Source organism: Nocardioides pymetrozini (assembly GCF_046058985.1).
GTDB lineage: Bacteria > Actinomycetota > Actinomycetes > Propionibacteriales > Nocardioidaceae > Nocardioides.
This window is the reverse complement of record NZ_CP175556.1, coordinates 1,361,593-1,382,020: the sequence shown is the minus strand read 5'-3', so window position 1 is coordinate 1,382,020 and position 20,428 is coordinate 1,361,593. Positions and strand designations below refer to the sequence as shown.

General features: G+C 72.0%; 17 protein-coding genes. 8 read left to right on the top strand and 9 right to left on the bottom strand.

Annotated elements, in window-relative coordinates; genetic code table 11:
• The first annotated feature begins 18 nt into the window (after window positions 1-18).
• Both ACJ5H2_RS06780 and ACJ5H2_RS06775 read left to right on the top strand, forming a co-directional pair.
• Window positions 19-828: a PP2C family protein-serine/threonine phosphatase gene (locus ACJ5H2_RS06780; protein WP_408898807.1), complete on the top strand. Its 810-nt coding sequence runs from the start codon at window positions 19-21 to the stop codon at window positions 826-828.
• A 28-nt stretch (window positions 829-856) separates the two neighbouring features.
• Window positions 857-1,228 (top strand): hypothetical protein, encoded by a 372-nt coding sequence (locus ACJ5H2_RS06775; protein WP_408898806.1) that lies wholly within the window; start codon window positions 857-859, stop codon window positions 1,226-1,228.
• A 27-nt stretch (window positions 1,229-1,255) separates the two neighbouring features.
• Here the strand turns inward: ACJ5H2_RS06775 and ligD (ACJ5H2_RS06770) are convergent, their stop codons facing one another.
• Together ligD (ACJ5H2_RS06770) and ligD (ACJ5H2_RS06765) are read right to left on the bottom strand one after the other, a co-directional pair.
• Window positions 1,256-2,179 carry a non-homologous end-joining DNA ligase gene (gene ligD, locus ACJ5H2_RS06770; protein WP_408898805.1) on the bottom strand — a complete coding sequence of 308 codons (924 nt, stop codon included), beginning with the start codon at window positions 2,177-2,179 and terminating at the stop codon, window positions 1,256-1,258.
• The gene (ligD, locus tag ACJ5H2_RS06765; protein WP_408898804.1) at window positions 2,179-3,117 is read right to left on the bottom strand and encodes a non-homologous end-joining DNA ligase; all 939 of its coding nucleotides are present in this window, start codon (window positions 3,115-3,117) and stop codon (window positions 2,179-2,181) included. The genes ligD (ACJ5H2_RS06770) and ligD (ACJ5H2_RS06765) overlap by 1 nt, the downstream gene beginning before the upstream one ends.
• 70 nt (window positions 3,118-3,187) lie before the next feature.
• On the opposite strand from ligD (ACJ5H2_RS06765), the gene ACJ5H2_RS06760 reads away from it, so the two are divergent.
• Window positions 3,188-4,111, top strand: a complete 924-nt coding sequence (locus ACJ5H2_RS06760; RefSeq protein ID WP_408898803.1) for a Ku protein — start codon at window positions 3,188-3,190, stop codon at window positions 4,109-4,111.
• Between the two features lie 427 nt (window positions 4,112-4,538).
• Complete coding sequence (locus ACJ5H2_RS06755) at window positions 4,539-5,834, top strand: HNH endonuclease (protein WP_408898802.1); 1,296 nt, start codon at window positions 4,539-4,541, stop codon at window positions 5,832-5,834.
• A gap of 173 nt (window positions 5,835-6,007) precedes the next feature.
• Here the strand turns inward: ACJ5H2_RS06755 and ACJ5H2_RS06750 are convergent, their stop codons facing one another.
• Window positions 6,008-7,723 (bottom strand): FHA domain-containing protein, encoded by a 1,716-nt coding sequence (locus tag ACJ5H2_RS06750; RefSeq protein WP_408898801.1) that lies wholly within the window; start codon window positions 7,721-7,723, stop codon window positions 6,008-6,010.
• 5 nt (window positions 7,724-7,728) lie between these two features.
• The gene (locus ACJ5H2_RS06745; protein WP_408898800.1) at window positions 7,729-9,048 is read right to left on the bottom strand and encodes a protein kinase domain-containing protein; all 1,320 of its coding nucleotides are present in this window, start codon (window positions 9,046-9,048) and stop codon (window positions 7,729-7,731) included.
• 121 nt (window positions 9,049-9,169) lie between these two features.
• Here ACJ5H2_RS06745 and ACJ5H2_RS06740 point away from each other — a divergent pair, with 121 nt between their 5' ends.
• Window positions 9,170-9,871, top strand: coding sequence for a vWA domain-containing protein (locus ACJ5H2_RS06740; RefSeq protein WP_408898799.1), 702 nt, complete (start codon window positions 9,170-9,172; stop codon window positions 9,869-9,871).
• Window positions 9,868-10,749 carry a protein phosphatase 2C domain-containing protein gene (locus ACJ5H2_RS06735; RefSeq protein ID WP_408898798.1) on the top strand — a complete coding sequence of 294 codons (882 nt, stop codon included), beginning with the start codon at window positions 9,868-9,870 and terminating at the stop codon, window positions 10,747-10,749. Before ACJ5H2_RS06740 ends, ACJ5H2_RS06735 begins: the two co-directional genes overlap by 4 nt.
• Window positions 10,750-10,761: 12 nt before the next feature.
• Here the strand turns inward: ACJ5H2_RS06735 and ACJ5H2_RS06730 are convergent, their stop codons facing one another.
• Genes ACJ5H2_RS06730 through ACJ5H2_RS06715 form a run of 4 tightly spaced genes read right to left on the bottom strand, consistent with a single transcriptional unit; the run spans window position 10,762 to window position 19,212 of the window.
• Entirely contained in the window at window positions 10,762-12,234 is a 1,473-nt protein-coding gene (locus ACJ5H2_RS06730) for a hypothetical protein (RefSeq protein WP_408898797.1), read from the bottom strand.
• A gap of 40 nt (window positions 12,235-12,274) precedes the next feature.
• Entirely contained in the window at window positions 12,275-13,363 is a 1,089-nt protein-coding gene (locus ACJ5H2_RS06725) for an ABC transporter permease (protein WP_408898796.1), read from the bottom strand.
• Complete coding sequence (locus ACJ5H2_RS06720) at window positions 13,360-14,262, bottom strand: ABC transporter ATP-binding protein (RefSeq protein WP_408898795.1); 903 nt, start codon at window positions 14,260-14,262, stop codon at window positions 13,360-13,362. Before ACJ5H2_RS06720 ends, ACJ5H2_RS06725 begins: the two co-directional genes overlap by 4 nt.
• 48 nt (window positions 14,263-14,310) lie before the next feature.
• A complete protein-coding gene (locus ACJ5H2_RS06715; RefSeq protein WP_408898794.1) occupies window positions 14,311-19,212 on the bottom strand; it encodes an NAD-glutamate dehydrogenase in 4,902 nt (1,633 codons plus the stop codon).
• Window positions 19,213-19,274: 62 nt separating this feature from the next.
• On the opposite strand from ACJ5H2_RS06715, the gene ACJ5H2_RS06710 reads away from it, so the two are divergent.
• Together ACJ5H2_RS06710 and ACJ5H2_RS06705 are read left to right on the top strand one after the other, a co-directional pair.
• Window positions 19,275-19,757 carry a DUF2505 domain-containing protein gene (locus ACJ5H2_RS06710; protein ID WP_408898793.1) on the top strand — a complete coding sequence of 161 codons (483 nt, stop codon included), beginning with the start codon at window positions 19,275-19,277 and terminating at the stop codon, window positions 19,755-19,757.
• Between the two features lies 1 nt (window position 19,758).
• Entirely contained in the window at window positions 19,759-20,244 is a 486-nt protein-coding gene (locus ACJ5H2_RS06705) for a DUF2505 domain-containing protein (RefSeq protein ID WP_408898792.1), read from the top strand.
• A 26-nt stretch (window positions 20,245-20,270) separates the two neighbouring features.
• Here the strand turns inward: ACJ5H2_RS06705 and ACJ5H2_RS06700 are convergent, their stop codons facing one another.
• On the bottom strand, window positions 20,271-20,426 hold the full coding sequence (locus ACJ5H2_RS06700) for a hypothetical protein (protein WP_408898791.1): 156 nt from the start codon (window positions 20,424-20,426) through the stop codon (window positions 20,271-20,273).
• Window positions 20,427-20,428 lie beyond the last annotated feature (2 nt).

The following is a 20,428-nucleotide window of genomic DNA, read 5'->3' as shown; positions in this document are numbered from 1 at the left end:
CCCCGGGAGGTGAGCGCCGTGCTGCAGTTCCGCTTCGCGGCGCGCAGCGAGACCGGCCACGTGCGCGCGAACAACGAGGACGCGGGCTTCGCCGGTCCGTACCTGCTGTGCGTCGCCGACGGCGTCGGTGGCGCGGAGGCGGGCGAGGTGGCCGCCGCCACCACGGCGTACGTCGTGAGTGCCCGCTCCCTCGCCCATCCCGGCCACGAGCCGGCGCGCCTGCTCGGCGCCGCCGTCCGCCAGGCCCACACCGAGCTCGCCGCGGGGATCGCTGCCGACCCTCGCCGCACGGGCATGGCCACGACGCTGACCGCCGTCCTCACCGATGGCCGGCGCACCGCCCTGGCGCAGGTCGGCGACTCGCGGGCCTACCTGCTGCGCGACGGCGAGCTCAGCCAGCTCACGCACGACCAGACCCTGGTCCAGTCCATGGTCGACAGCGGCCAGCTCACTCCGGAGCAGGCGGCCGCCTCGCCCCTGCGCAGCATGGTGCTGCAGGCCGTGGACGGCGAGCACGTCCCCGAACCGGACCTGCTCCTGCTCGACCTGCGTCCCCGCGACCGGCTCCTGCTGTGCAGCGACGGGGTCAGCGACGTCCTCTCCCCCGACGCGATCGGCTCCTGCCTCCGTCTCGGGAGCAGGACCGCCGCGGTCGACCGGCTGCTGGGCTCCGCGCTCGACGGCGGCAGCCGGGACAACGTCACCGCGATCGTCGCTGACGTCGTCGACGCTCCGGCCATCGTCGCCGCCGGCCTGGTCCTGGGGGCGGCGTGGGACCTGGGGAACGTGGTCGACCCGGCCGCGGTCCGGCCGCTGCGCTCTGCGTGACGGGCCTCCCGCGGCCTACACTGGGAGGATGAGCCAGCGGTCGTACGAGTACGCGCGCCTGTGGGTGCCGCTGTACGACGCGGCCGCGCTCGCCGTGACCCGACCGGTGTACCTCATCGAGGCGGCCGACGGCTTCGAGGGCGTCGCCGCCGAGAAGAACACCACGCTGATGGGCCTGTTCAACGAGCTCGGGCGCGCGGGCTGGCGGATCGACACCACCGCACTGCGCGTCGACCACCCCTCGCCCGAGTTCCAGCTGCTCATCGACGCCACGCTCGACGAGGCCGACCACGCCGTCTCCCCGGCCGAGGTGGCCCACGCCGTCGGCTCGGGCGGTGACCCCGCGGGGGCGGTCACGGAGTTCGACGTCTACGGCATGCGCCGGCGCAGCGACGTCTGAGCCACGGCCGACCCCGCACGCGCGAGGTCAGCCGAACAGGTCGCCGTACACCTCGACGCGCTCCAGCACCTGCGCCGGCGTGAGCTGGTCGAGGCCGAGCGGGTCCTCGGCGCCCTCGGCCACCTCGTCCCAGCCGACCGGCGTGGCCACCTGGGGGCGCGGCGTCCCCCGCAGCGAGTAGGGCGACACGGTCGTCTTGGAGCCCGCGTTCTGCGACCAGTCGAGGAAGACCTTCCCCCGGCGGCGCGCCTTGGTCATGGTGGCCGTCACCAGCTGGGGGTGGGCGGCCTGGAGCTCCTCGGCGATCTCCCTCGCGAGCTCGCTGGTCTCCGCCGACGGCATCGGCGTCGCGAGCGGCGCATACAGATGCAGCCCCTTGCTGCCGCTGGTGACCGGGACCGCCTCGAGGTCGCGCTCCGCCAGTGCCTCCCGGACGTGCAGCGCGACCTGGCAGCACTCGTGGAGTCCCGCGGGCTCGCCGGGGTCGAGGTCGATGACGAGGCGGTCGGCGCCCACCGGCTCGTCGTCCTCGTCGACCGTCCACTGGTGCACGTGCAGCTCCAGGGCGGCGAGGTTCACCGCCCACACCAAGGTGGGCAGGTCGTCGATGATCGGGAAGACGAGGGTGTCGCCGTGCCGGCTGGGGCCGCGGCTGCCGGTCGTCGGGACCTCGGCGGTCCGCACCCAGCTCGGTGTGCCGGCGGGGGCGTTCTTCTCGAAGAAGCTCATGTCGCCGACACCGTGCGGCCACCGGATCCGGGTCACCGGACGCCCGGCCAGGAGCGGCAGCAAGACCGGCGCGATCCGCACGTAGTAGTCGAGCACCTCCCCCTTGGTCGTGCCGCTGCTGGGGTAGAGCACCTTCTCGAGGTTGGTGAGGCGCAACGTGCGGCCCTCGACGTCGACGTGGACCTCGGTCTGCGGAGCCTGGGGACGGTCGGCCTTCGCCATCAGCGCTCCTCGAGGTCGTCGGGCACGAGGTCGCTCCGCACGCCCTGGTAGGACGGCTGCCGCAGACGCTGATAGCCGATCCCGTGGGTCTCCACGTCGACGACGACCACCGGATCCACCCAGACCGTCCCCGTGGCGTCCACGCGCGGCACGTCGTCGACGAAGGGCGGACGGGGCCGGACCAGGGGCGCGAGCAGGTCCGCCAGCATCCGTGACTGCTTCGCCCCGATGCCGCTGCCGACGCGCCCACGGTAGGCCAGCCCCTCGGCCGTGGGCTCCCCCACGAGGAGCGCCGCCAGCCGGTCGCTCGTGCCGACCTGCGGTCGCCAGCCGCCGACCACATAGGACCCGCGATAGCGATGCGGGAACTTCAGCCAGTGGGGAGTGCGCTCACCGGGCCGGTAGGTCGACGCGCGGCGCTTGCTGACGATGCCCTCCAGGCCCTGGGCGCGGGTCGCCTCGAACAGCATCGCGCCGTCGTCGTACTCCCCGGGCACCTGCCAGCCGGCCCGACCGAGGTCGAGGTCCGCGAGCCGGCGCCGGCGCTCGTGGAGCGGCAGCGCGCACAGGTCCTCGCCGTCGAGGCGCAGCAGGTCGAAGACCATGAACATCGCCGGGATCCGCGTGGCCAGACGGGAGACCGTCGCCGCGTTGCGGACGTGCATCCGCTCGGCGAGGACCCGGAAGTCCGGCACGCCCCGCTCGTTGAGCGCGATGATCTCGCCGTCGACCACGAGCTCCCGGAGCCCTGCCGGGGGCGTGACCAGCTCGGGCCACGCGGGCGTGATCCGGTTGTCGTTGCGGCTGGTGAGGGTCACCGTCCCGTCGGCCACCGCGGCCAGCGCGCGCACGCCGTCCCACTTCACCTCGTGACACCACTCCTCGCCCTGCGGCACGTGGGTCCCCGGCGTCGCGAGCATGGGGCGCAGATCCGGCACGCGCCCATCATGCCGGTTTTCGACACCCGGTTCGCTCGCCCGCGACCACCCACGCGGGTAAGTTCGTCTCATGCGAGCGATCTGGAAGGGTGCCGTCTCCTTCGGCCTCGTGAGTGTGCCGGTCAAGCTCTACAGCGCGACCGAGAGCCACGACGTGTCGTTCCGGCAGGTCCACGCCAAGGACGGCGGCCGGATCAAGTACCAGCGCGTCTGCTCCATCGACGGCGAGGAGGTGCCGTACTCCGACATCGCGAAGGGCTACGAGACCGAGGACGGCGAGATGGTCATCCTCACCGAGGACGACCTGGCCAACCTGCCCACGACCTCGTCGCGCGAGATCGCCGTGGAGAAGTTCGTCCCCAGCGACCAGATCGACCCGCTGCTCTTCGAGAAGTCCTACTACCTCGAGCCGGAGGGCAGCGGCGCGAAGCCGTACGCGCTCCTTCGCCAGGCCCTGCTCGACGCCGACCGCATGGCCGTCGTGACCGTCGCCCTGCGCCAGCGGGTGACCACCGCCGTCCTGCGCGTGCGCGACGACGTCATCGTCCTGCAGACCATGATGTGGCCCGACGAGATCCGCAAGCCCGACTTCTCCATCGAGACCGGCGAGGTCAAGGACGCCGAGGTCAAGATGGCCCACATGCTGGTCGACACGCTGGCCGGCGACTTCGACCCCTCCGAGTTCGAGGACGACTACGCCGAGGCGGTCCAGGCCGTCGTGAAGGCCAAGATCGAGGGGGGCGAGGTCAAGCGCACCGAGACCTCGGCCAAGTCCGGCGGCGAGGTCGTCGACCTGCTCGCGGCGCTGCAGCGCTCGGTCGACGCCGCCAAGTCCTCGCGTGGCGAGTCCGAGGCGAAGCCGACGGCCAAGAAGACGGCGAAGAAGACCGCGAAGAAGGCAACGACCAAGAAGAGCGCCGCGAAGAAGACAGCCGCCAAGAAGACCACCGCCAAGAAGACCGCGAAGAAGACGGCGGCCAAGAAGGCCAGCTGATCTCTGGGCGGTCTGACCCGTTGAGTCGTCGGTTGTGACCCGTCGAGTCGTCGGTTCTGACCTGTCGAGTGGTCGGTTCTGACCTGTCGAGTGGTCGGTTCTGACCTGTCGAGTGGTCGGTTCTGACCTGTCGAGTGGTCGGTTCTGGCCTGCGGGGGTGGTGTCGTGTCCGTTTCGGGTTTGCTGGGTGCCAGGTTGATTTTTCGATTGGCGTGGTGGCGCGCCGCTGTGGTTGAGCTGGTTGGCTGGACGCCGCATTTGGGCGTCAGGTCTCTGCCCGTCTGACCCCTGTGGTTGCGGTCGTGTCGGTCCACTTTCGTCACGTCATGTTGCAGTGGTTGTTCACACCCTGCCGGACGGGTTTCGCCTGTCCCCAGGCGGGTTTTCTCCCGTTCGTTGTGTCGTAGGTCGGTGGGAGAATCCAGTCATGGATCTCGGGACCACGGCTCGTTCGACAGCAGTGCTGCTGTCCGAGCTGCGTGCGGGTGTCCAGGACCGTGAAGCCCTGGTTGTCCGGGAGTGGGTCGGGATCGTGGAGTGGGCCAGCCGCCACGTCGTGACCGGTCCGGAGGGTGCGGCGACGATCACGGAGGGCTACCTCGACACCGGGGTTCCGATCGCCGGCGAGGGTGCACCGTTGGTGTCGGAGTTCGCGCTCATGGAGCTGATCGCGGTGCTCGGCCGCTCACCCGATGGAGGGCGGGCGTACGTCGGGCGGGTGATCGAGTGCGCCTGGCGCCTACCGCACGTGTACGACGCGGTGGTCGCCGGGCGTCTGGCGCCGTGGCGCGCGGAGCGGATCGCCGAACGCACCCACGGCCTCAACTCCGAAGCCGCTGCCTTTGTGGACCGGCAGCTGTTCGACGCCACCGGTGTCGGCTGGGCCCAGCTCGACCGGCTCATCACCGAAGCCGTGCTGCGGTTCGACCCCGCCACCGCCGAAGCCGAACGAGCCAAGGCCGCCGACGGTCGACGGTTCGACATCGACCCCCACGTCGACGACCACGGCCTCGTGACGGTGTCCGGACTGTTGGACGCTGCGGACGGGCACGACCTCAACCTCGCGGTCGCACGCCGTGCCGAGGTCCTCGGCCGGCTCGGCGACCAGTCCTCGCTCGACGTACGCCGCTCCAAGGCCGCCGCGGAGCTCGCTCGTGCCGACCTCGCCCTCGATCTCCTCATCCCTGACCCCGACACCGGCGAGGTCGTCGCGACCGTGCCCGGGCGGAAGGTCGAGCTCAACGTCCACATCACCGACACCACCCTCACCGGAGACAACCCGGTCGGTCGGTGGGAACAGGGCGGCTGCCCGATCTCCTCCGAGCAGATCCGGGAATGGCTGCAGGCCCACGACACCACCATCACCGTCCGCCCCGTCATCGACCTGGCCGAGTACATCCCGGTCACGAGCTACGAGGTCCCCGACCGCCACAAGCGAGCCGTCGCCCTCAGGGATCACACCTGCCGCTTCCCGCACTGCACCCGCCCCGCCACCCGCTGCGACATCGACCACTCCCAGCCGCACGGCGACGGCGGACCGACCTGCCCCTGCAACGAGGTCCCCCTCTGCCGACGCCATCACCGCGCGAAGACCCACTCGGCCTGGCGCTACGACACCCTCACCCCGGGCACCTACTTGTGGACCAGCCCGAACGGCCACGCCTTCCGCGTCGACCACCGCGGCACCCACCCCCTCCACACCGCGCCCCCGCCCGACGAGTAGCCACCCCGCCCCACACCCCGCGCGAACCCCCCGCGCGGGGACATCAGCACGTCCACCTCGGGTGGTTGAGGTGCTAGGAGCGCCAGCGACGCGCATCGAAATCACCACCTCCGCCGACCCCGCCTGCACGGCACCTGCGTGTCCGGCACCGGCGTGTCCGGCGCCGGCAGCGGTCAGTCGACCTCGGCCTTGGCGTCCTCGATCAGGTCCTTCACCGCGTCGATGGACCGGATCCGGCCGCTGGTCACGGTCGAGCCCTCGGCCGCGAACAGCGAGGTCGGGATGCCGATCAGCTCGCCGTCCTCGTTGATCGCCATGCCTCCGGAGTTGCCGGGCGCGATGCGGGCGTCGGTGTCGAGCTCCGAGCGCGGGCCGAGATCGGGGTCGTTGAGGACCGTCGAGATCACGCCCGTGGTGACGGTGATCGACTCGCCGTCACCGGCCACGGCGGGGAAGCCGAGGACCGTCACGCTGTCACCGGCGCGCAGGTCGGCGGAGCTCCCGATCGGGACGGTGGGCAGGTCCAGCTCCTCGTCCAGCTCGTCACCGTCCTCGTCGGCGTAGATCTGGATCACGGCGACGTCGAGCTCGCCGTCGGCCTCGACGACCCGCGCACGGTACGCCGCCGGCGCGTTGGTGTCGGTGCCGCCGTCGGTGAGCGAGATCAGCAGGTAGTCCGGGTTGGCGATCTGCACCTCGTCCCCGTACTTCTCCTCCAGACCCGGCGACTCGGGAGCGGCGACGTGGGCGTTGGTGAGGATCAGGCCGTCGGAGCGGATGATCGATCCCGAACCGTGGTAGGTGCCGGTGTTGGAGGGATCGTCCAGGAGGTGGCTCTCCGCCGTGATCTTGACGGTCGCGGCCTTCGCCGCCTCGAGCACGTCGGGGTCCTTGCCGGACGGCTTCCGCGGGTCGTCGCGTCCGACCACGAAGGCGAGCCCGATGACACCGGCGACCAGCAGCAGCGCGGCCGCGATGCCACCGAGGATCGCGAGCCGCCGGCCGAGTCGGCGGCGGGCGATCCGGCGCTCCTCCTCGGCCGCCGACAAGATGGGCACGAGGGTCAGCTCCGGCCCGGCCACCGGGTGTCCCAGACGGAGGGCGACCCGCTCGCCGAAGGGCCGGGTGCCGACCCGGCGACCGTCGAGGAAGGTGCCCTCGTTGGACAGGTTGGTGTAGGTCCAGCCGCCGGGGACCGGGTCGACCCGACCGTGGACCCGCGAGCAGGTCGGATCGCCGATCACGACGGTGCAGTCGCTGCGGCGTCCCACGGTGATCGGCGTGGGGTGGCGGAACCGGTGCTCGCGGCCCTCGGCGACCAGCAGCAGATCCGGTCCGGTGCGCTGGGGGCCCGCGCCGTGCGCTCCCGACGACGCCCGCGGCATGGCGAGGACCTGGGTGGCGTCGTTGCCCGTGAGCGCGGGGGGCAGACCCGCCGCCGGCGCGGGGCGAGCGCCCGGCTGCGGGACGGAGGGGAACGCCGGTGGGCCGGTCGGCGGCGCCCACGACGAGGGCGGAGCGAGCGGCGTCCCCAGCGGCGGGGTCGCCGGGGGCGGGGTGGCCGCCGGGGGCGTCGCGGCCGCCAGGTCGTACTCCGCGGCCGGCACCACCGCCAGGGTCGCCCCGGTGGCGGGCGGTCCGCACCGGACCAGGACCCGTCGCTCGATCGGATACTCGGTGACGCGCTCGTCCTCGACATAGGTGCCGAACTGGCTGCCGTTGTCGACCAGCACCCAGCCGGCCGCCGTGGCCCGGAGCTCGGCATGCTGGCGGGACACGGAGCCGGCGGTGAGCACCACGTCGGCCTCGATCGCGCGGCCGATCCGGTAGACGCTGCGGCCCTCGAGGCGCAGCACCCTGCCCTCGACCTCGACCACGAGTGCGGACATCCGGCTCACCCCCGTCCCGTCGGGATCGGCGCCTGGACCTGCACGGTCGCGTCGCGGATCTGGACCCGGGCACCGGCCACCAGCTCCACGGTCCGGCCGGGCTCGAGCAGGAAGCTCTGGCCGCCGGGGTAGGCGACCGGCCAGGAGAAGTCCGAGGCGTTGTGCAGGCCCCACCGGTCCGCGGCCTCGGGATGGCGGCGGACCTGGCCGAGCACCTGCGGGTGGTCGACCCCGGAGGCGAGGTGGTCGGAGCGGATCACCGACTGAGGGCCGACGGCCACCGTGCGACGCCCCACCTGGAGCAGGTACGGCGGACGCACCTCGGTGCCGTCCTTCCAACAGGTCACGCCCTCGTCCTCCGTGCTCCAGAAGTTGGTGGTGCCGCAGGTCGGGCAGGCGAGCATCCCGTCGCGCAGGCGGTCGAGCGCCTTGATCCACTGGCCCTCGGTGATCCGGCCGCCCGGGTGGTCGAGCCCGTCGACGAACGCCTGGACGAACAGGTCCCGCAGGAACCGCGGGTAGATCCCCCAGTACTGCTGGACGATCGGCGCGGGCCGGTTGTCGGTGCGGGTGGGGTGCATGCAGAACAGCGGGTCGGTGCCGAAATGGGTCAGCAGCCAGTCCGCGTCACGCATCCCCGTGTCGGTGCGCGCCCCCTCGAGCGGGTGGCCCAGGAAGAGCGCGTAGAACAGCAGCACCGCGAGCGAGTGGCGGTCGGTGTCGGTGTTGGGCAGGGTGCGATAGGTCGTGTCCCGCACGACCTCGGGAGCCATGAAGTACGGCGTGCCCAGCACCCGGCCGGTGCCGTTGTCGATGCCCACGTTGTCGTTGTCGCAGATCAGCACGTCGCCGTTGCCCGGGTCGAAGAAGACGTTGCCGAAGGAGATGTCGCGGTAGCACAGGCCGCGGGCGTGCAGCCGGAGGAAGCTATAGCTGAGCTGGCGGCACAGCTCGATGATCGAGGCGAAGGAGACGTCGAGCGGCTTGCCGTCGCGGTCGGCGTTGAGCAGCAGATAGCTCAGCTCGAGGAAGCGCGGGTGGCGCAGCTGCATGACATAGCCGAAGCTCGGCTCGGTGACCACCCGCGCCATGCTGAGCGGCCACAGGAAGCGCTGGTGCGGCGAGCCGATCTCCACGAGCTGCTGCATCTCGTCGTACTGCTGGGCAGTCGCGCTCTCCGACTTGTACCACTTCAGCGCCAACGGCTCCCCCGCCTCACGGCGCACCTCGAAGACGTAGCCCTGCCCGCCCTGGCCGAGCAGCGAGGTCACCCAGGCGCGCCCCAGCGGTCCGAGGTCGACCTCGACGCCCTCTGCCAGCACCATGGGTGTGACCGACCTCCGTGATCGCGTTCGTGGAACCGTGACAGGCTATAACCTGAGCAGTTCGGGGAAGGTTGAAACCCGACCCCGCGGCCCGCGTGGGCACCAAGGCAGGAGGAGACGGATGAGCGACCGGCTCGGCGGGGCCCTCGCGCGCAAGCCGCTGCACTTCGTCTTCGTGCTCGACGTGTCCGGCTCGATGCTGCGCGGCGGGCGGATCCAGGCCCTCAACAACGCCATGACCGAGGTCCTGCCGCACCTGAAGGACGAGGCGCGCGCGAACCCGCACGCCGAGCTGCTCGTGCGGGTGCTCGCGTTCGCCAATGAGCCGCAGTGGATCATCGAGGAGCCGACTCCCGTCGACCGGATCCACTGGACCCGGCTGGAGGCCGTGCCCCGCGGCTTCACCGAGCTCGGCAGCGCGCTGCAGACGCTCGCCGGGGCGCTCGACCATCTCGACGAGGCCCAGAGCGCCTTCCCGCCCGCGATCATCCTGGTGTCCGACGGCCGTCCCACCCAGAGCAGCGGGACCACCTTCGCCGAGGGCCTGCAGTCCCTGCTCAACAACCGCTGGGGCGCCACGGCGGTCCGCCTGGCCCTGGGCGTGGGCCGCGACGCCGACATGCACTCCCTGCGCCGGTTCATCGGCGACGAGGAGGTGCCCCTGCTGAGGGCCGACAACCCCGAGCAGCTCGTCGAGTACATCGTGTGGGCGTCGAAGGCCGCCAGCAAGGTGGCCTCGCGGCCCGTGGTCGGCCCCGGCTCCGGCATGACCGCGGTCCCGCCGAGCCCGATCGGCGACCCGGTCTGGAGCACGCTGGGATGACAGACCGGCCCACGGCCGGCCCGGGCTGGACCACGCTGTCCGGTACGACGATCGGCTCGGTCCACGTGCGCGACCAGCTGCCCCTCCAGGACGCGGTGCTGACCTGGACCGACCCGACGGGCGGGCACGCCGTGCTGGCGGTCGCCGACGGGCACGGCCACGAGCAGCACTTCCGCAGCGACACCGGTGCCGCGCTCGCGGTCGTGAGCGCGGTGGAGGAGCTGCGCCGGATCCTCCCCGACCTGCAGGCGGCGGACGAGAACGCCCGCGACCTCGTCGTACGGGCGGGCGCGGGCCTGGTCGGCACCTGGACCGCGAAGGTCGAGCACCACCTCGCGGCGAACCCCTTCTCCCCCGCCGAGGAGGAGCTCGGCGCCTCCGCCGACCCGCTCCGCGCCTACGGGTCGACGATCCTGGCCGCGGCGGCGGCGGGCGAGGTGATGGTCTTCCTCCAGATCGGCGACGGGGACTCGGTGCTGGTCTCGGCCGACGGCGTCGCGTCGCGGCCGCTTCCGGAGGACCCCGACCTGGACGGGGTGCACACCAGCTCCCTGTGCCAGCCGCGGCCGCTCGACGCGCTCCGGGTCGGCGTCGTGGACGGGGCGGCCGAGCGCGCCGCCCTGGCCTTCCTGTGCTCCGACGGCTTCGGACGCTCCCGGGTCGACGCGCAGGGGTGGTGGCGTCAGACCGGCGAGCAGCTCCTGGAGTTCACCCGCGAGCGCGGGCTGGACTGGGTGCGCGAGCAGCTGCCGTCGTGGCTGGCCGAGCCGGCGCTGGTCGGCGGGGACGACACCACGATGGCCGTCCTGGTGCGCAACGGCATCGCCGGCGCGCGTCGTCCCGACCTCGTCGACACGGTGCCGTCGCCCGGGGCCTGAGCCGGGTCGGGGTCACTCGTCGGAGGGCCACCAGCGCTCGAGCTTGTCGAGGTCGCCTTCGAAGCTCCAGGCGACGCCGTAGCAGTGGCAGTCCTCGGCGTCCCAGTCCCAGTAGAGGGTCGCGGTCTCGCCGTCGGCCTCGCGGTAGGCGAAGTAGCCGCCCTCGGCCTCGCCCTCGCCGAAGCGCCAGGTCCCGCTCCCGCCCTGCGTGGCGGCCGCCGCGAACCGGCCCTTGTAGTAGCGCCGGTCGGCCTTCATCTGCTTGCGCGTGGTGTAGCGCCCGACCGTGACCGCGACCCCGTCGACGCCGGACTCGCAGCTGCTCTCCTCCGTCTCGCCGGCGAAGAAGGTGCGCTGCCGGGTGCAGGCCGCGGCGCTCATGTTGATGTCGATGAACTCCCGCAGCTTCAGGTGGGCCGGAGCCGTCGGCTCCGTGACCCGCGGCGAGGTCGTGGTGAAGCTCGCCACCACGGCGTCGATGGTCGCGGTGCCCTCGCCCTCGAGGGTCGCCGACTGGAGGGCGGCCAGGCTGTCCCAGTAGACGACCGCCGGGTCGGAGGTGCCGCCGCGCTCGGGGTCGTACTGGTAGAGCGAGGTCGTGTCGTTGTCGGCCGTCAGGGTGCCCGCGCGATAGTCGAGCCGGGTGGTCCGGGCGGCGCGCAGCGCGTCCTCGTCGGCGTAGGTGACCAACCGCAGCGTGCCGGTGCTGACGGTGCACCGCACCACCTCCGTCTCGCCGCCGGCGGGGTCGAGCGCCTCGCAGTCGGAGGCGCCGTGGGAGATCGAGCTCGCAAGGGCGTCGTAGCGCTCGTCGAGCGCGTCCGGGGCGACGTCGACGGCCAGCGTCGGGGCTCCTTCGGACTCCCCGGACCGGGGCCCGCGCTCGCCGCCCCCCGCCAGGACCACCGCTCCGGCGACGGCCCCCGCGAGCAGGACCAGCCCCGCGACGGCCGCAGCGACCCAGACGCCCGGTCCTCGGCCGCGCGGACGCGCCGGGACGGAGAACGGTGCCGGGTGGGCGGCGGGCGCGGGCCAGGCGCTGGGCGGCGAGTACGCCGCCACCGGCGCAGGCGGCGGGGGCACGGGCGGGGGCACGGGCGGGGGCACGGGCGGGGGCAAGGGAGCGCCGGCCGGCCGGGCGGAGCGGTATCGCGTCACGACGGTCGCGGTCACCGCGCCCACGGCGTACCCCAGCACGGCCGCGGCCCAGCTCGCCGCGGCGTGGTCGGCACTGCCGCGGTCGCGAGCGAGGCGCGCGCCGACCTCCTCGACGGCGCGCGCCGGGTCCGCGCCGCCGGCGACCATGTGGTCGAGCGGACCCAGGACCCCGAAGCGGACGGCGTCGACGAGCAGGTTGATGTCCCCGACCGTCGCCTGCTCCTCGGTGAGGACGTCGTCGAGGATGCCGCGGAACCCGTCGGCGTCCTCGAGGATCCCGGCGCCGTGCTCGCTGACGAGCTCGCGCAGGACGTCGTGCAGCTCCACGCCCGTCACCCTAGGCCGTCGCCGCGCCCCGTGCCCGCCGTCAGGTCGTCTCCCAGCGGAACAGCCGGGCGGCGAGCAGGGTCACCACCACGGCGAAGCCGGCCAGGATCCCCAGCGGAAGAAGTGCTGCGGACGGCCCCTCCCCGCGCACCATGACGTCGAGCATGCCGGAGTTGAAGTGCTTGAGCGGCAGCAGGTCCGAGAGCCGCTGCAGCCACGCGGGGGCGCCGTCGAGCGGGAAGAAGGAGCCGCTGAGGAAGGCCATCGGGAGGACCAGGAAGTTGGCGAGGTTGACCGCTCCCTCCGTGGTCTTGGCCAGCGCGCCGGCGAGCAGCCCGATGGCCATGAAGCACAAGGTGCCGACCGCGACCAGCGGGACCGACATCCACCACGAGCCGGTCAGGGTCAGCCCGAACGCGGCGGCACCCAGGCCGAGGAAGATGGCCAGCTGCCCGAACGCGATGAGCAGGGTGACCGCGACCCGGGCTGCGACGATCGTGCCCGTGCCGACGGGGGCGAGCTGGAGACGGCGCAGCAGCTTCGACTGCCGCCAGCCCTGCAGGGTCGCCGCGGAGCCGAAGGCCGCACTCATCGCGACGGCCCAGCCGAGCAGACCGGGGGTGACGAACTGGATCACCGACAGCGACTCGTCCTCGACCCGCTCCGCCGTGAAGGAGTACGCCGGGGGCTGGCCGGTCGCGGCGACGTTGGCGCCGTCCACGAAGGCGCGCAGCGTGCCTTGGGTGACGGCGGCCTTCACCTGGTCGGTCTGCGTGTAGTGGGCGACCAGGCGGTCTCCCCGCTGCTCGATCGCCACGTCGGCGTCACCCTTGCGAACCTCTTCGAGGGCCGCGTCGAGGTCGTCCTCCTCGGCGACCTCGAAGGTGTCGGCGAAGGCCTCCGCGGCCTCGTCGGGCAGGTCGTCGACCAGCGGCACCGCGCCGACCTGGATCAGGTCGACCTTCGACTGGTCCTGGTTGCCGAGGATGCCGCCGAAGAGGACGAGGAACATCAGCGGGAAGACGACGGCGAAGAACACCGCGGCACGGTCGCGCACGAACCCGCGCATGATGGCCACGGACAGGGCCCAGAACGCCGACTGCTGGGAGCCGCGCCCGGCCCGGCTCATGCGCGGTACTCCCGTCCGGTCAGGGAGAGGAAGACGTCCTCCAGGGTGCCGGTCTGCACGGTGACCCCGTCGAGATGGGACCCGGCGGCGAGCGCACCGATCACCCCGGCGGGCTCCCGCGTCACGAGCACGACGCCGTCGGCGTCCTCGCGGGTCTCGGTGACCCCGGCGATCGCGGCGGCCTGGTCGAGAGTGAGCGCGCCCGGGGCGACGCGGATCCGCGCCGGTGCGTCCAGTCCGCGAACGAGCGCGGCCGGCGTGTCGAACTGCAGAATCCGGCCGTGGTCCATCACGGCGACCCGGTCGCAGAGGACCTCCGCCTCGTCCATGTAGTGGGTCGTCAGCACGACCGTGCGCCCGCTGTCGTTGATCGACGAGAGCAGGTCCCACAGGTTGCGCCGCGCCTGCGGGTCGAGGGCGGCGGTCGGCTCGTCGAGGAACACCAGCTCGGGATCGTGCACCAGCGCGCACGCGATGGACAGCCGCTGGGCCTGACCACCGGACAGGTCCTCGACCCGGCTCGCGGCCTTGTCCGAGAGGCCCACCCGCTCCAGCCACGCGTCGGCGGTGGCCTGCCCCACGCCGTACAGGCTGGCGAAGGTGCGGATCTGCTCGCGCGCGGTCAGCCGCTCGAAGAAGGACGAGGCCTGCAGCTGCACGCCGATGCGTGGTTGGAGCCGTGGGTTGCGCGGCCACACGGGCTCGCCCAGCACCTGGACACCGCCGGCATCGGGTCGCCGCAGCCCCTCGATCATCTCCAGCAGCGTGGTCTTGCCCGCGCCGTTGGGACCGAGGACGCCGACGAACTCGCCCTCGGCGACCTCGAGGTCGACCTGGTCGACGGCGACCAGGTCCCCATAGCTCTTGGTCAGTCCGCTGACCCGGATGGCAGTAGTCATCGCGGGCGACCCTAGTCGATCTTGGTGAACCCTCGACGCCGAGGCGGCTCAGGCCAGCAGGCCGCGCACCATCCGCAGGCCCACGGACACCTTCGCGATGTCGGCAGGCTCGTCGGCGCAGACCGCGCGCAGGGCACCCACGGCCTTCTCGACGACGCCACCGGACGCCGCGTCCCAGGCCGCGACCCGGTCGGCCGCCGAGTCCGCCGCCGTCGCCGCGAGCACCTGCGCGGTCAGCTGGGCGTGCACCGCGTGCAGGTCGTCACGCAGCGCGGCCCGGGCCATGGTCTGCCACTGGTCGGCCCGGGGCAGGTCGACGATCCGCTGCTGGAGCACCGACAGGCCCAGCCGCTCCCCCAGCGCGAAGTGGACCCGAGCCACCTCGGACGGAGGCAGCTCGTGGCTGTCGGCGATCTCGACGACGTTGAGCAGGGTGTAGGCCACGTCGAAGGAGGCGACCCGGGACGCGAGGTCCTCCGGCACCCCCTGGTCGACCAGCAGCGTGCGCCGAGCCTCGTACGCCGCCAGCTCGGCGCCGGTCAGGAGCTGGGGCAGCTCGAGCATCGCCTCCTGGACCGGCGCGGCGAAGAGCTCCACGTTGCCCTGGCTGTCGAGCGGCGGGCGGCGGTTGGTCACCAGCCAACGCGACGCCCGCTCGACGAGCGTGCGCATCTCCACCCGCATCCGGGTCTGCACCGCGGCGTCGAGGACGTTGTCGTACTGCTCCAGCTCCCGGCGCAGCTCGAGCGATCCGAAGATCTCCCGGGCCACGAAGTTGGCGCGCGTGAGCTCGGCGGCGCTGGCGCCGGTCTCCGCCGCGAGCCGCGGCCAGTAGGTCATGCCGGCACCGTTGACGAGGTCGTTGACGACCTGGGTCACGATGATCTCCCGGCGCAGCGGGTGCTGCCCGATCTGGTCCATGAAGCCGGCCTGGACCGGAGCCGGGAAGTACGACTGGAGGTCGAGCTCGAGATAGCCGTCCTCCGGCAGGTCGGAGGACAGCAGCTCCTCAGCCAGCACGATCTTCGTGTAGGCCATGAGCACCGCCAGCTCGGGCTGGGTGAGCGTCGCGCCGGCCTCGATCCGGCGCGCCACCTCGCGGCTCGACGGCAGCGCCTCGAGCTCGCGGTCCAGCAGTCCCCGGGACTCGAGGTCGCGCATCCACTGCTCGTGCACGTGCAGCAGGGACACCGCGTTCTTCGCCGCATTGGCCAGGGCGAGGTTCTGCTCGTAGTTGTCGCGCAGCACCTGCTCCGCCACCTCGTCGGTCATCGAGGCGAGCAGCTCGTTGCGCTGCTTGCCCGTCAGGTCGCCGGCAGCCACCACGCGGTCGAGCAGGATCTTGAGGTTCACCTCGTGGTCGGAGGTGTCCACGCCCGCGGAGTTGTCGATGAAGTCGGTGTTGATCCGGCCGCCGGCGAGTGCGTACTCGATGCGTCCGCGCTGGGTGAAGCCGAGGTTGCCGCCCTCGCCGACGCAGCGCACGCGCAGCTCGCCGCCGTCGACGCGGATCGCGTCGTTCGACTTGTCCCCCGCCTCGGCATGGGTCTCGGTCGACGCCTTCACGTAGGTTCCGATCCCGCCGTTCCAGAGCAGGTCGACGGGCGCGAGGAGGATCGCCCGCATCAGCTCGGCCGGCGTCAGCTGGCGCACGTCGTCTGCCAGCCCGAGCGCGGAGCGCACCTGCGGGCTGATCGGGATCGACTTGGCGCTGCGGGAGTACACGCCGCCGCCGGGCGAGATCAGCGTCGTGTCGTAGTCCTGCCAGCTCGAGCGCGGCAGGGCGAACAGCCGCTGGCGCTCGGCGTACGACGCCGCGGCGTCGGGCTCCGGGTCGAGGAAGATGTCGCGGTGGTCGAAGGCCGCCACGAGCCGGATGTGCTGCGAGCAGAGCATCCCGTTTCCGAACACGTCGCCCGACATGTCCCCGATGCCGACGACGGTGATGTCCTCGCTCTGGCAGTCGATCCCCATCTCCCGGAAGTGGCGGCGCACCGACACCCAGGCGCCCTTGGCGGTGATGCCCATCGCCTTGTGGTCGTAGCCGACGGAGCCGCCGCTGGCGAAGGCGTCACCGAGCCAGAAGTCGTAGTCGGCCGCGACGCCGTTGGCGATGTCGGAGAACGTGGCCGTGCCCTTGTCCGCAGCGACCACCAGGTAGGAGTCGTCGGCGTCATGGCGGACCACGTCCGGCGGCGGCACCGTCTCGCCCCCGACGAGGTTGTCGGTGACGTCGAGCAGGCCGCGGATGAAGGTCGTGTAGCAGGCGATGCCCTCGGCCAGCCAGGCCTCGCGGTCCGAGCTGTCGGGCAGCTGCTTGGCGTAGAAGCCGCCCTTGGCGCCGACCGGGACGATCACCGTGTTCTTGACCATCTGGGCCTTGACCAGACCCAGGATCTCGGTGCGGAAGTCGTCGCGTCGGTCCGACCAGCGCAGGCCGCCGCGGGCGACCGCGCCGAAGCGCAGGTGCACGCCCTCGACCCGCGGCGAGTACACGAAGATCTCGAACCGCGGCCGGGGCTCGGGCAGGTCCGGGATCGCCGAGGGCTCCAGCTTGAGGGAGAGGTACGGCTTGGGGGCGCCCCGCTCGACCTGGAAGTAGTTGGTCCGCAGCGTCGCGCGGATGTGGGTCAGGTAGGAGCGCAGGATCCGGTCGTGGTCGAGGCTGACCACGTCGTCCAGGGCGGCACGGATCCGCTCGACGAGCGCCTCCTCCCGCTCCGCGCGGCTCTCGTCGGCACCGGGGTCGAAGCGCACCTCGAAGAGCGCCACCAGCAGCTGCGCGAGGTCGACGTTGTCGACCAGCGCCTGCTCGATGGAGTCCACCGCGAACGGGCTGTTGCCCTGCTTCATGTACTTCGCGTAGGCGCGCAGCAGCATCGCCTGGCGCCAGGTCAGCTGGGCGCGCAGCACCAGCCGGTTGAAGCCGTCGACCTCGGTGTAGCCGTCCCACATCGCCCGCATGGCCGCGGAGAACAGCTCGCGGGCGTGGTCGGGGAGCGCCTCGCCGTAGCGCAGGCCGAAGTCGTAGATGTGGGTGACGCGGTCCAGTCCGGTCAGCTCGTAGGGCCGCTCGTCGACCACCTCGACACCCATGGAGGAGAGCATCGGCAGGATCGCGCTGAGCGACAGCGGCTCGCCGACCCGGAACATCTTGAGCCGGGCCTCGCCGTCGGCGGCGTCCACCTCGGCGTACAGCGACTGGTCGCGGCCCTCCTCCCCCTGGATGCCCTCGATCCGACCTAGGTCGACCGCGGCGGTGCGCGGGGTGAAGTCCTCCTTGTAGGCCTCGGGGAAGGCGTCGAGGTAGCGGCGGCCCAGCAATGCGCCGACCTCCTCGCCGTACTCGGCGATGACGGCCTGCAGGAAGTCCTCCTGCCACGATCGAGAGGCCTCGACCAGGCGCCGCTCCAGGTCGGCGGTGTCGATGTCGTCGGGGATCAGCTCGCCCTTGGGCAGGTGGACGACGAAGTGCACGCGGGCGGTCGTGGACTCGTTGATGCTCACGTTGAACTCGACCGACTCCGGGCCGATCCGGCCCTTGCCGATCTGCTCGGTGAGGATCTGCACGAAGCGGTGCCGGACGTTGGTGTTGTAGCGGTCGCGCGGAAGGTAGACGAGGACCGAGAGATAGCGCGCGTAGGTGTCGCGGCGGATGAACAGGCGCACGGCCCGTCGCTCCCGGGCCTGCATGGCGGCTTCGACGATCGGGGCCAGCTCGTCGACCGGCGTGTGGAACAGCTCGTCGCGCGGATAGGTCTCGAGCGTGTCGAGCAGCGCCGCACCGTCGTGGCTGCGGGCGTCGTAGCCGCCGCGCTCCAGCACCTCGTCGACCTTCTCGCGCAGCAGGGGGATCCGCAGCAGCGACTCGGTATAGGCGGCGCTCGACAGCAGGCCGAGGAAGCGTCGCTCCCCCACGACCTCACCGTCGGGCCCGAAGGTCTTGACGCCGACGTAGTCGAGATAGGCCGGACGGTGCACGGTCGACCGGGAGTTGGCCTTCGCCAGCACCAGGAGCCGCTTCTCCCGCGCCTTGGCGCGCACGGCGTCCGGCAGCCGGCTGAACGCGACCGAGGTGTCGCCCTCCGCCGGACTCTCGCGCAGGATGCCCAGGCCGGTGCCGGGAACGGGGCGCAGCACGTCGTCCTCCCCCTCACCGTCCACCGCCATCCGGTCCAGGACGTACTCGCGGTAGCCGAGGAAGGTGAAGTGCTCGTCGGCGAGCCAGCCGAGCAGCTCGGCGCCCTGCCGGACCTCCTCGGCGTCGAGAGGAGGCGGGTCGGACGCCAGGGAGGCGACCACCTCGGAGACCCGGTCCTGCATGGCCGGCCAGTCCTCGACGGCCGCACGGACGTCGCCGAGCACGCGACGGCAGTCGGCCGCGACCCGCTCCGGAGAGTCGTCGCCCTCGCCGCTGAGGCGGCCGATCTCGATGTGCATCCACGACTCGCGGACCGCACCCTCGGCGGGCGCCGCGGAGCCCGATGCGACGGGCTCCGCTGACAGCAGGCGGCCCGCCGCGTCACGGCGTACGTCGAACGTCGGGTGGACGACCGTGCGCACGTCGTGCAGCCCTCGCGAGAGCTCCATCGTCAGCGAGTCGACCAGGAAGGGCATGTCGTCGACGACGACCTCCACGACGGAGTGGCTGCCGGCGGACCAGCCGTTCTCGGCGACCGTCGGAGTGTGGACGCGCACCTTCGCCTGTCCTGGGGCCCGCTCGAGCGCCAGGTGGTGGTGCGACGCGAAGGCGCCGTACACGTCGAGGTCGCTGCGCGCCGCGAGCTCCTCGGTGGCCACGTGCCGGTAGTAGGCCGGGAGGAGGGCCGGCAGCGCGTCGCGCGGTGGGGCCCCGGATCCCTTGGCCGGCCCGGCCGCCGCGGCGGCCTGCTCGAAGATGCGGTCACGGTCAGCCCCCTGTGCCGAGGGCGGCAGCGTCGTCGTTGACACACCTCGACACTAGGACCTCGCCGTGACCCCTCACAACCGGCGGATGCGACATGATGTCTCGTATGCGATACAGCCGAGAGCTCGCCTACGACGCCCCTCCGGCGGAGGTGTTCGCGATGCTCGCGGACCCCGACTTCCGGCGGAAGGTCGGCGCCGCCCAGGACGTCGTGTCCATCGACGTGACCGTCACGCCCGACGGCGCCGGCTTCACCCTGGTCAGCGACCAGGTGCAGGACACCGCCGGGCTGCCCGCGATCGCGAAGAAGATCGCCGGCGACACCACGCGGGCCGTGGTCCGCGAGGAGTGGGCGGACCCCTCGTCGGGGACGGTCGAGATCACCGCGCCCGGCAAGCCCACCCGGGCCACGGGGACCGTGCGGCTCACCGGTGACGGAGCCGGGACCACCTACGCCCTGGACCTCGACGTCACCGTCAAGGTCCCCCTGGTCGCCGGCAAGCTGGAGAGGCTGATGGCCGACAACATCGACGCCGGACTCACCGTGGAGCACGCGGTGGGCACGGCATGGCTGAAGGGAGAGCGCTGAGATGGCGACACGACTGGTGCACGAGATGACCTACGAGGCCCCGGCGATCGAGGTCGCGGCCATGCTGTCCGACCCGGTCTTCCGGGAGACCGTGTGCCGCAACCAGCGCGCGACGTCGTACGCCGTCGAGATCGAGGGCAACGTCGACGCCAAGGCCGTGCGGATCGAGATGGAGCAGCCGACCGACCGGGTCCCGTCCTTCGCGAAGAAGCTCGTCGGCGACACCACCACGATCGTGCAGACCGAGACCTGGTCGAGCCCGCTCAAGGCGACCGTCACCGTCGGGATCCCCGGCAAGCCGGGCGAGATCAAGGGCACCGCGACCCTCGTCGAGGCCGGCGGCGTGACGACCGAGACCGTGGACCTGGAGATCAAGGTCAAGATCCCCCTCGTGGCCGGCAAGATCGAGGAGCTACTGGCCAAGCTGCTCGGCAGCGCTCTGCGCGCCGAGGAGCGCACCGGCAAGGAGTGGCTCAGCAGCCGCTAGCCCCGTCGGTGGGCTGGGTTAGGCCGTCACTCGCGGTCGTCGGCGCCGTCGAGCTCGTCGTCGCCCTCGGCGCGGCGACGGACGGCGATCACGATCCCCAGCACCACGAACGGGCCGAACGCGAGCACGATCGTCGCGATCTGCTCGACGGGGTGCAGGGCACCGAGATGAAGCGGGATCACGA

Coding starts and splice junctions, on each gene's coding strand:
- ACJ5H2_RS06740 (WP_408898799.1), top strand. CDS start 9,170: ATGAGCGACCGGCTCGGCGGGGCCCTCGCGCGCAAGCCGCTGCACTTC.
- ligD (WP_408898805.1), bottom strand. CDS start 2,179: ATGGCGAAGGCCGACCGTCCCCAGGCTCCGCAGACCGAGGTCCACGTC.
- ACJ5H2_RS06710 (WP_408898793.1), top strand. CDS start 19,275: ATGCGATACAGCCGAGAGCTCGCCTACGACGCCCCTCCGGCGGAGGTG.
- ACJ5H2_RS06745 (WP_408898800.1), bottom strand. CDS start 9,048: ATGGTGCTGGCAGAGGGCGTCGAGGTCGACCTCGGACCGCTGGGGCGC.
- ACJ5H2_RS06755 (WP_408898802.1), top strand. CDS start 4,539: ATGGATCTCGGGACCACGGCTCGTTCGACAGCAGTGCTGCTGTCCGAG.
- ACJ5H2_RS06720 (WP_408898795.1), bottom strand. CDS start 14,262: ATGACTACTGCCATCCGGGTCAGCGGACTGACCAAGAGCTATGGGGAC.
- ACJ5H2_RS06735 (WP_408898798.1), top strand. CDS start 9,868: ATGACAGACCGGCCCACGGCCGGCCCGGGCTGGACCACGCTGTCCGGT.
- ACJ5H2_RS06705 (WP_408898792.1), top strand. CDS start 19,759: ATGGCGACACGACTGGTGCACGAGATGACCTACGAGGCCCCGGCGATC.
- ACJ5H2_RS06775 (WP_408898806.1), top strand. CDS start 857: ATGAGCCAGCGGTCGTACGAGTACGCGCGCCTGTGGGTGCCGCTGTAC.
- ACJ5H2_RS06725 (WP_408898796.1), bottom strand. CDS start 13,363: ATGAGCCGGGCCGGGCGCGGCTCCCAGCAGTCGGCGTTCTGGGCCCTG.
- ACJ5H2_RS06760 (WP_408898803.1), top strand. CDS start 3,188: ATGCGAGCGATCTGGAAGGGTGCCGTCTCCTTCGGCCTCGTGAGTGTG.
- ACJ5H2_RS06750 (WP_408898801.1), bottom strand. CDS start 7,723: ATGTCCGCACTCGTGGTCGAGGTCGAGGGCAGGGTGCTGCGCCTCGAG.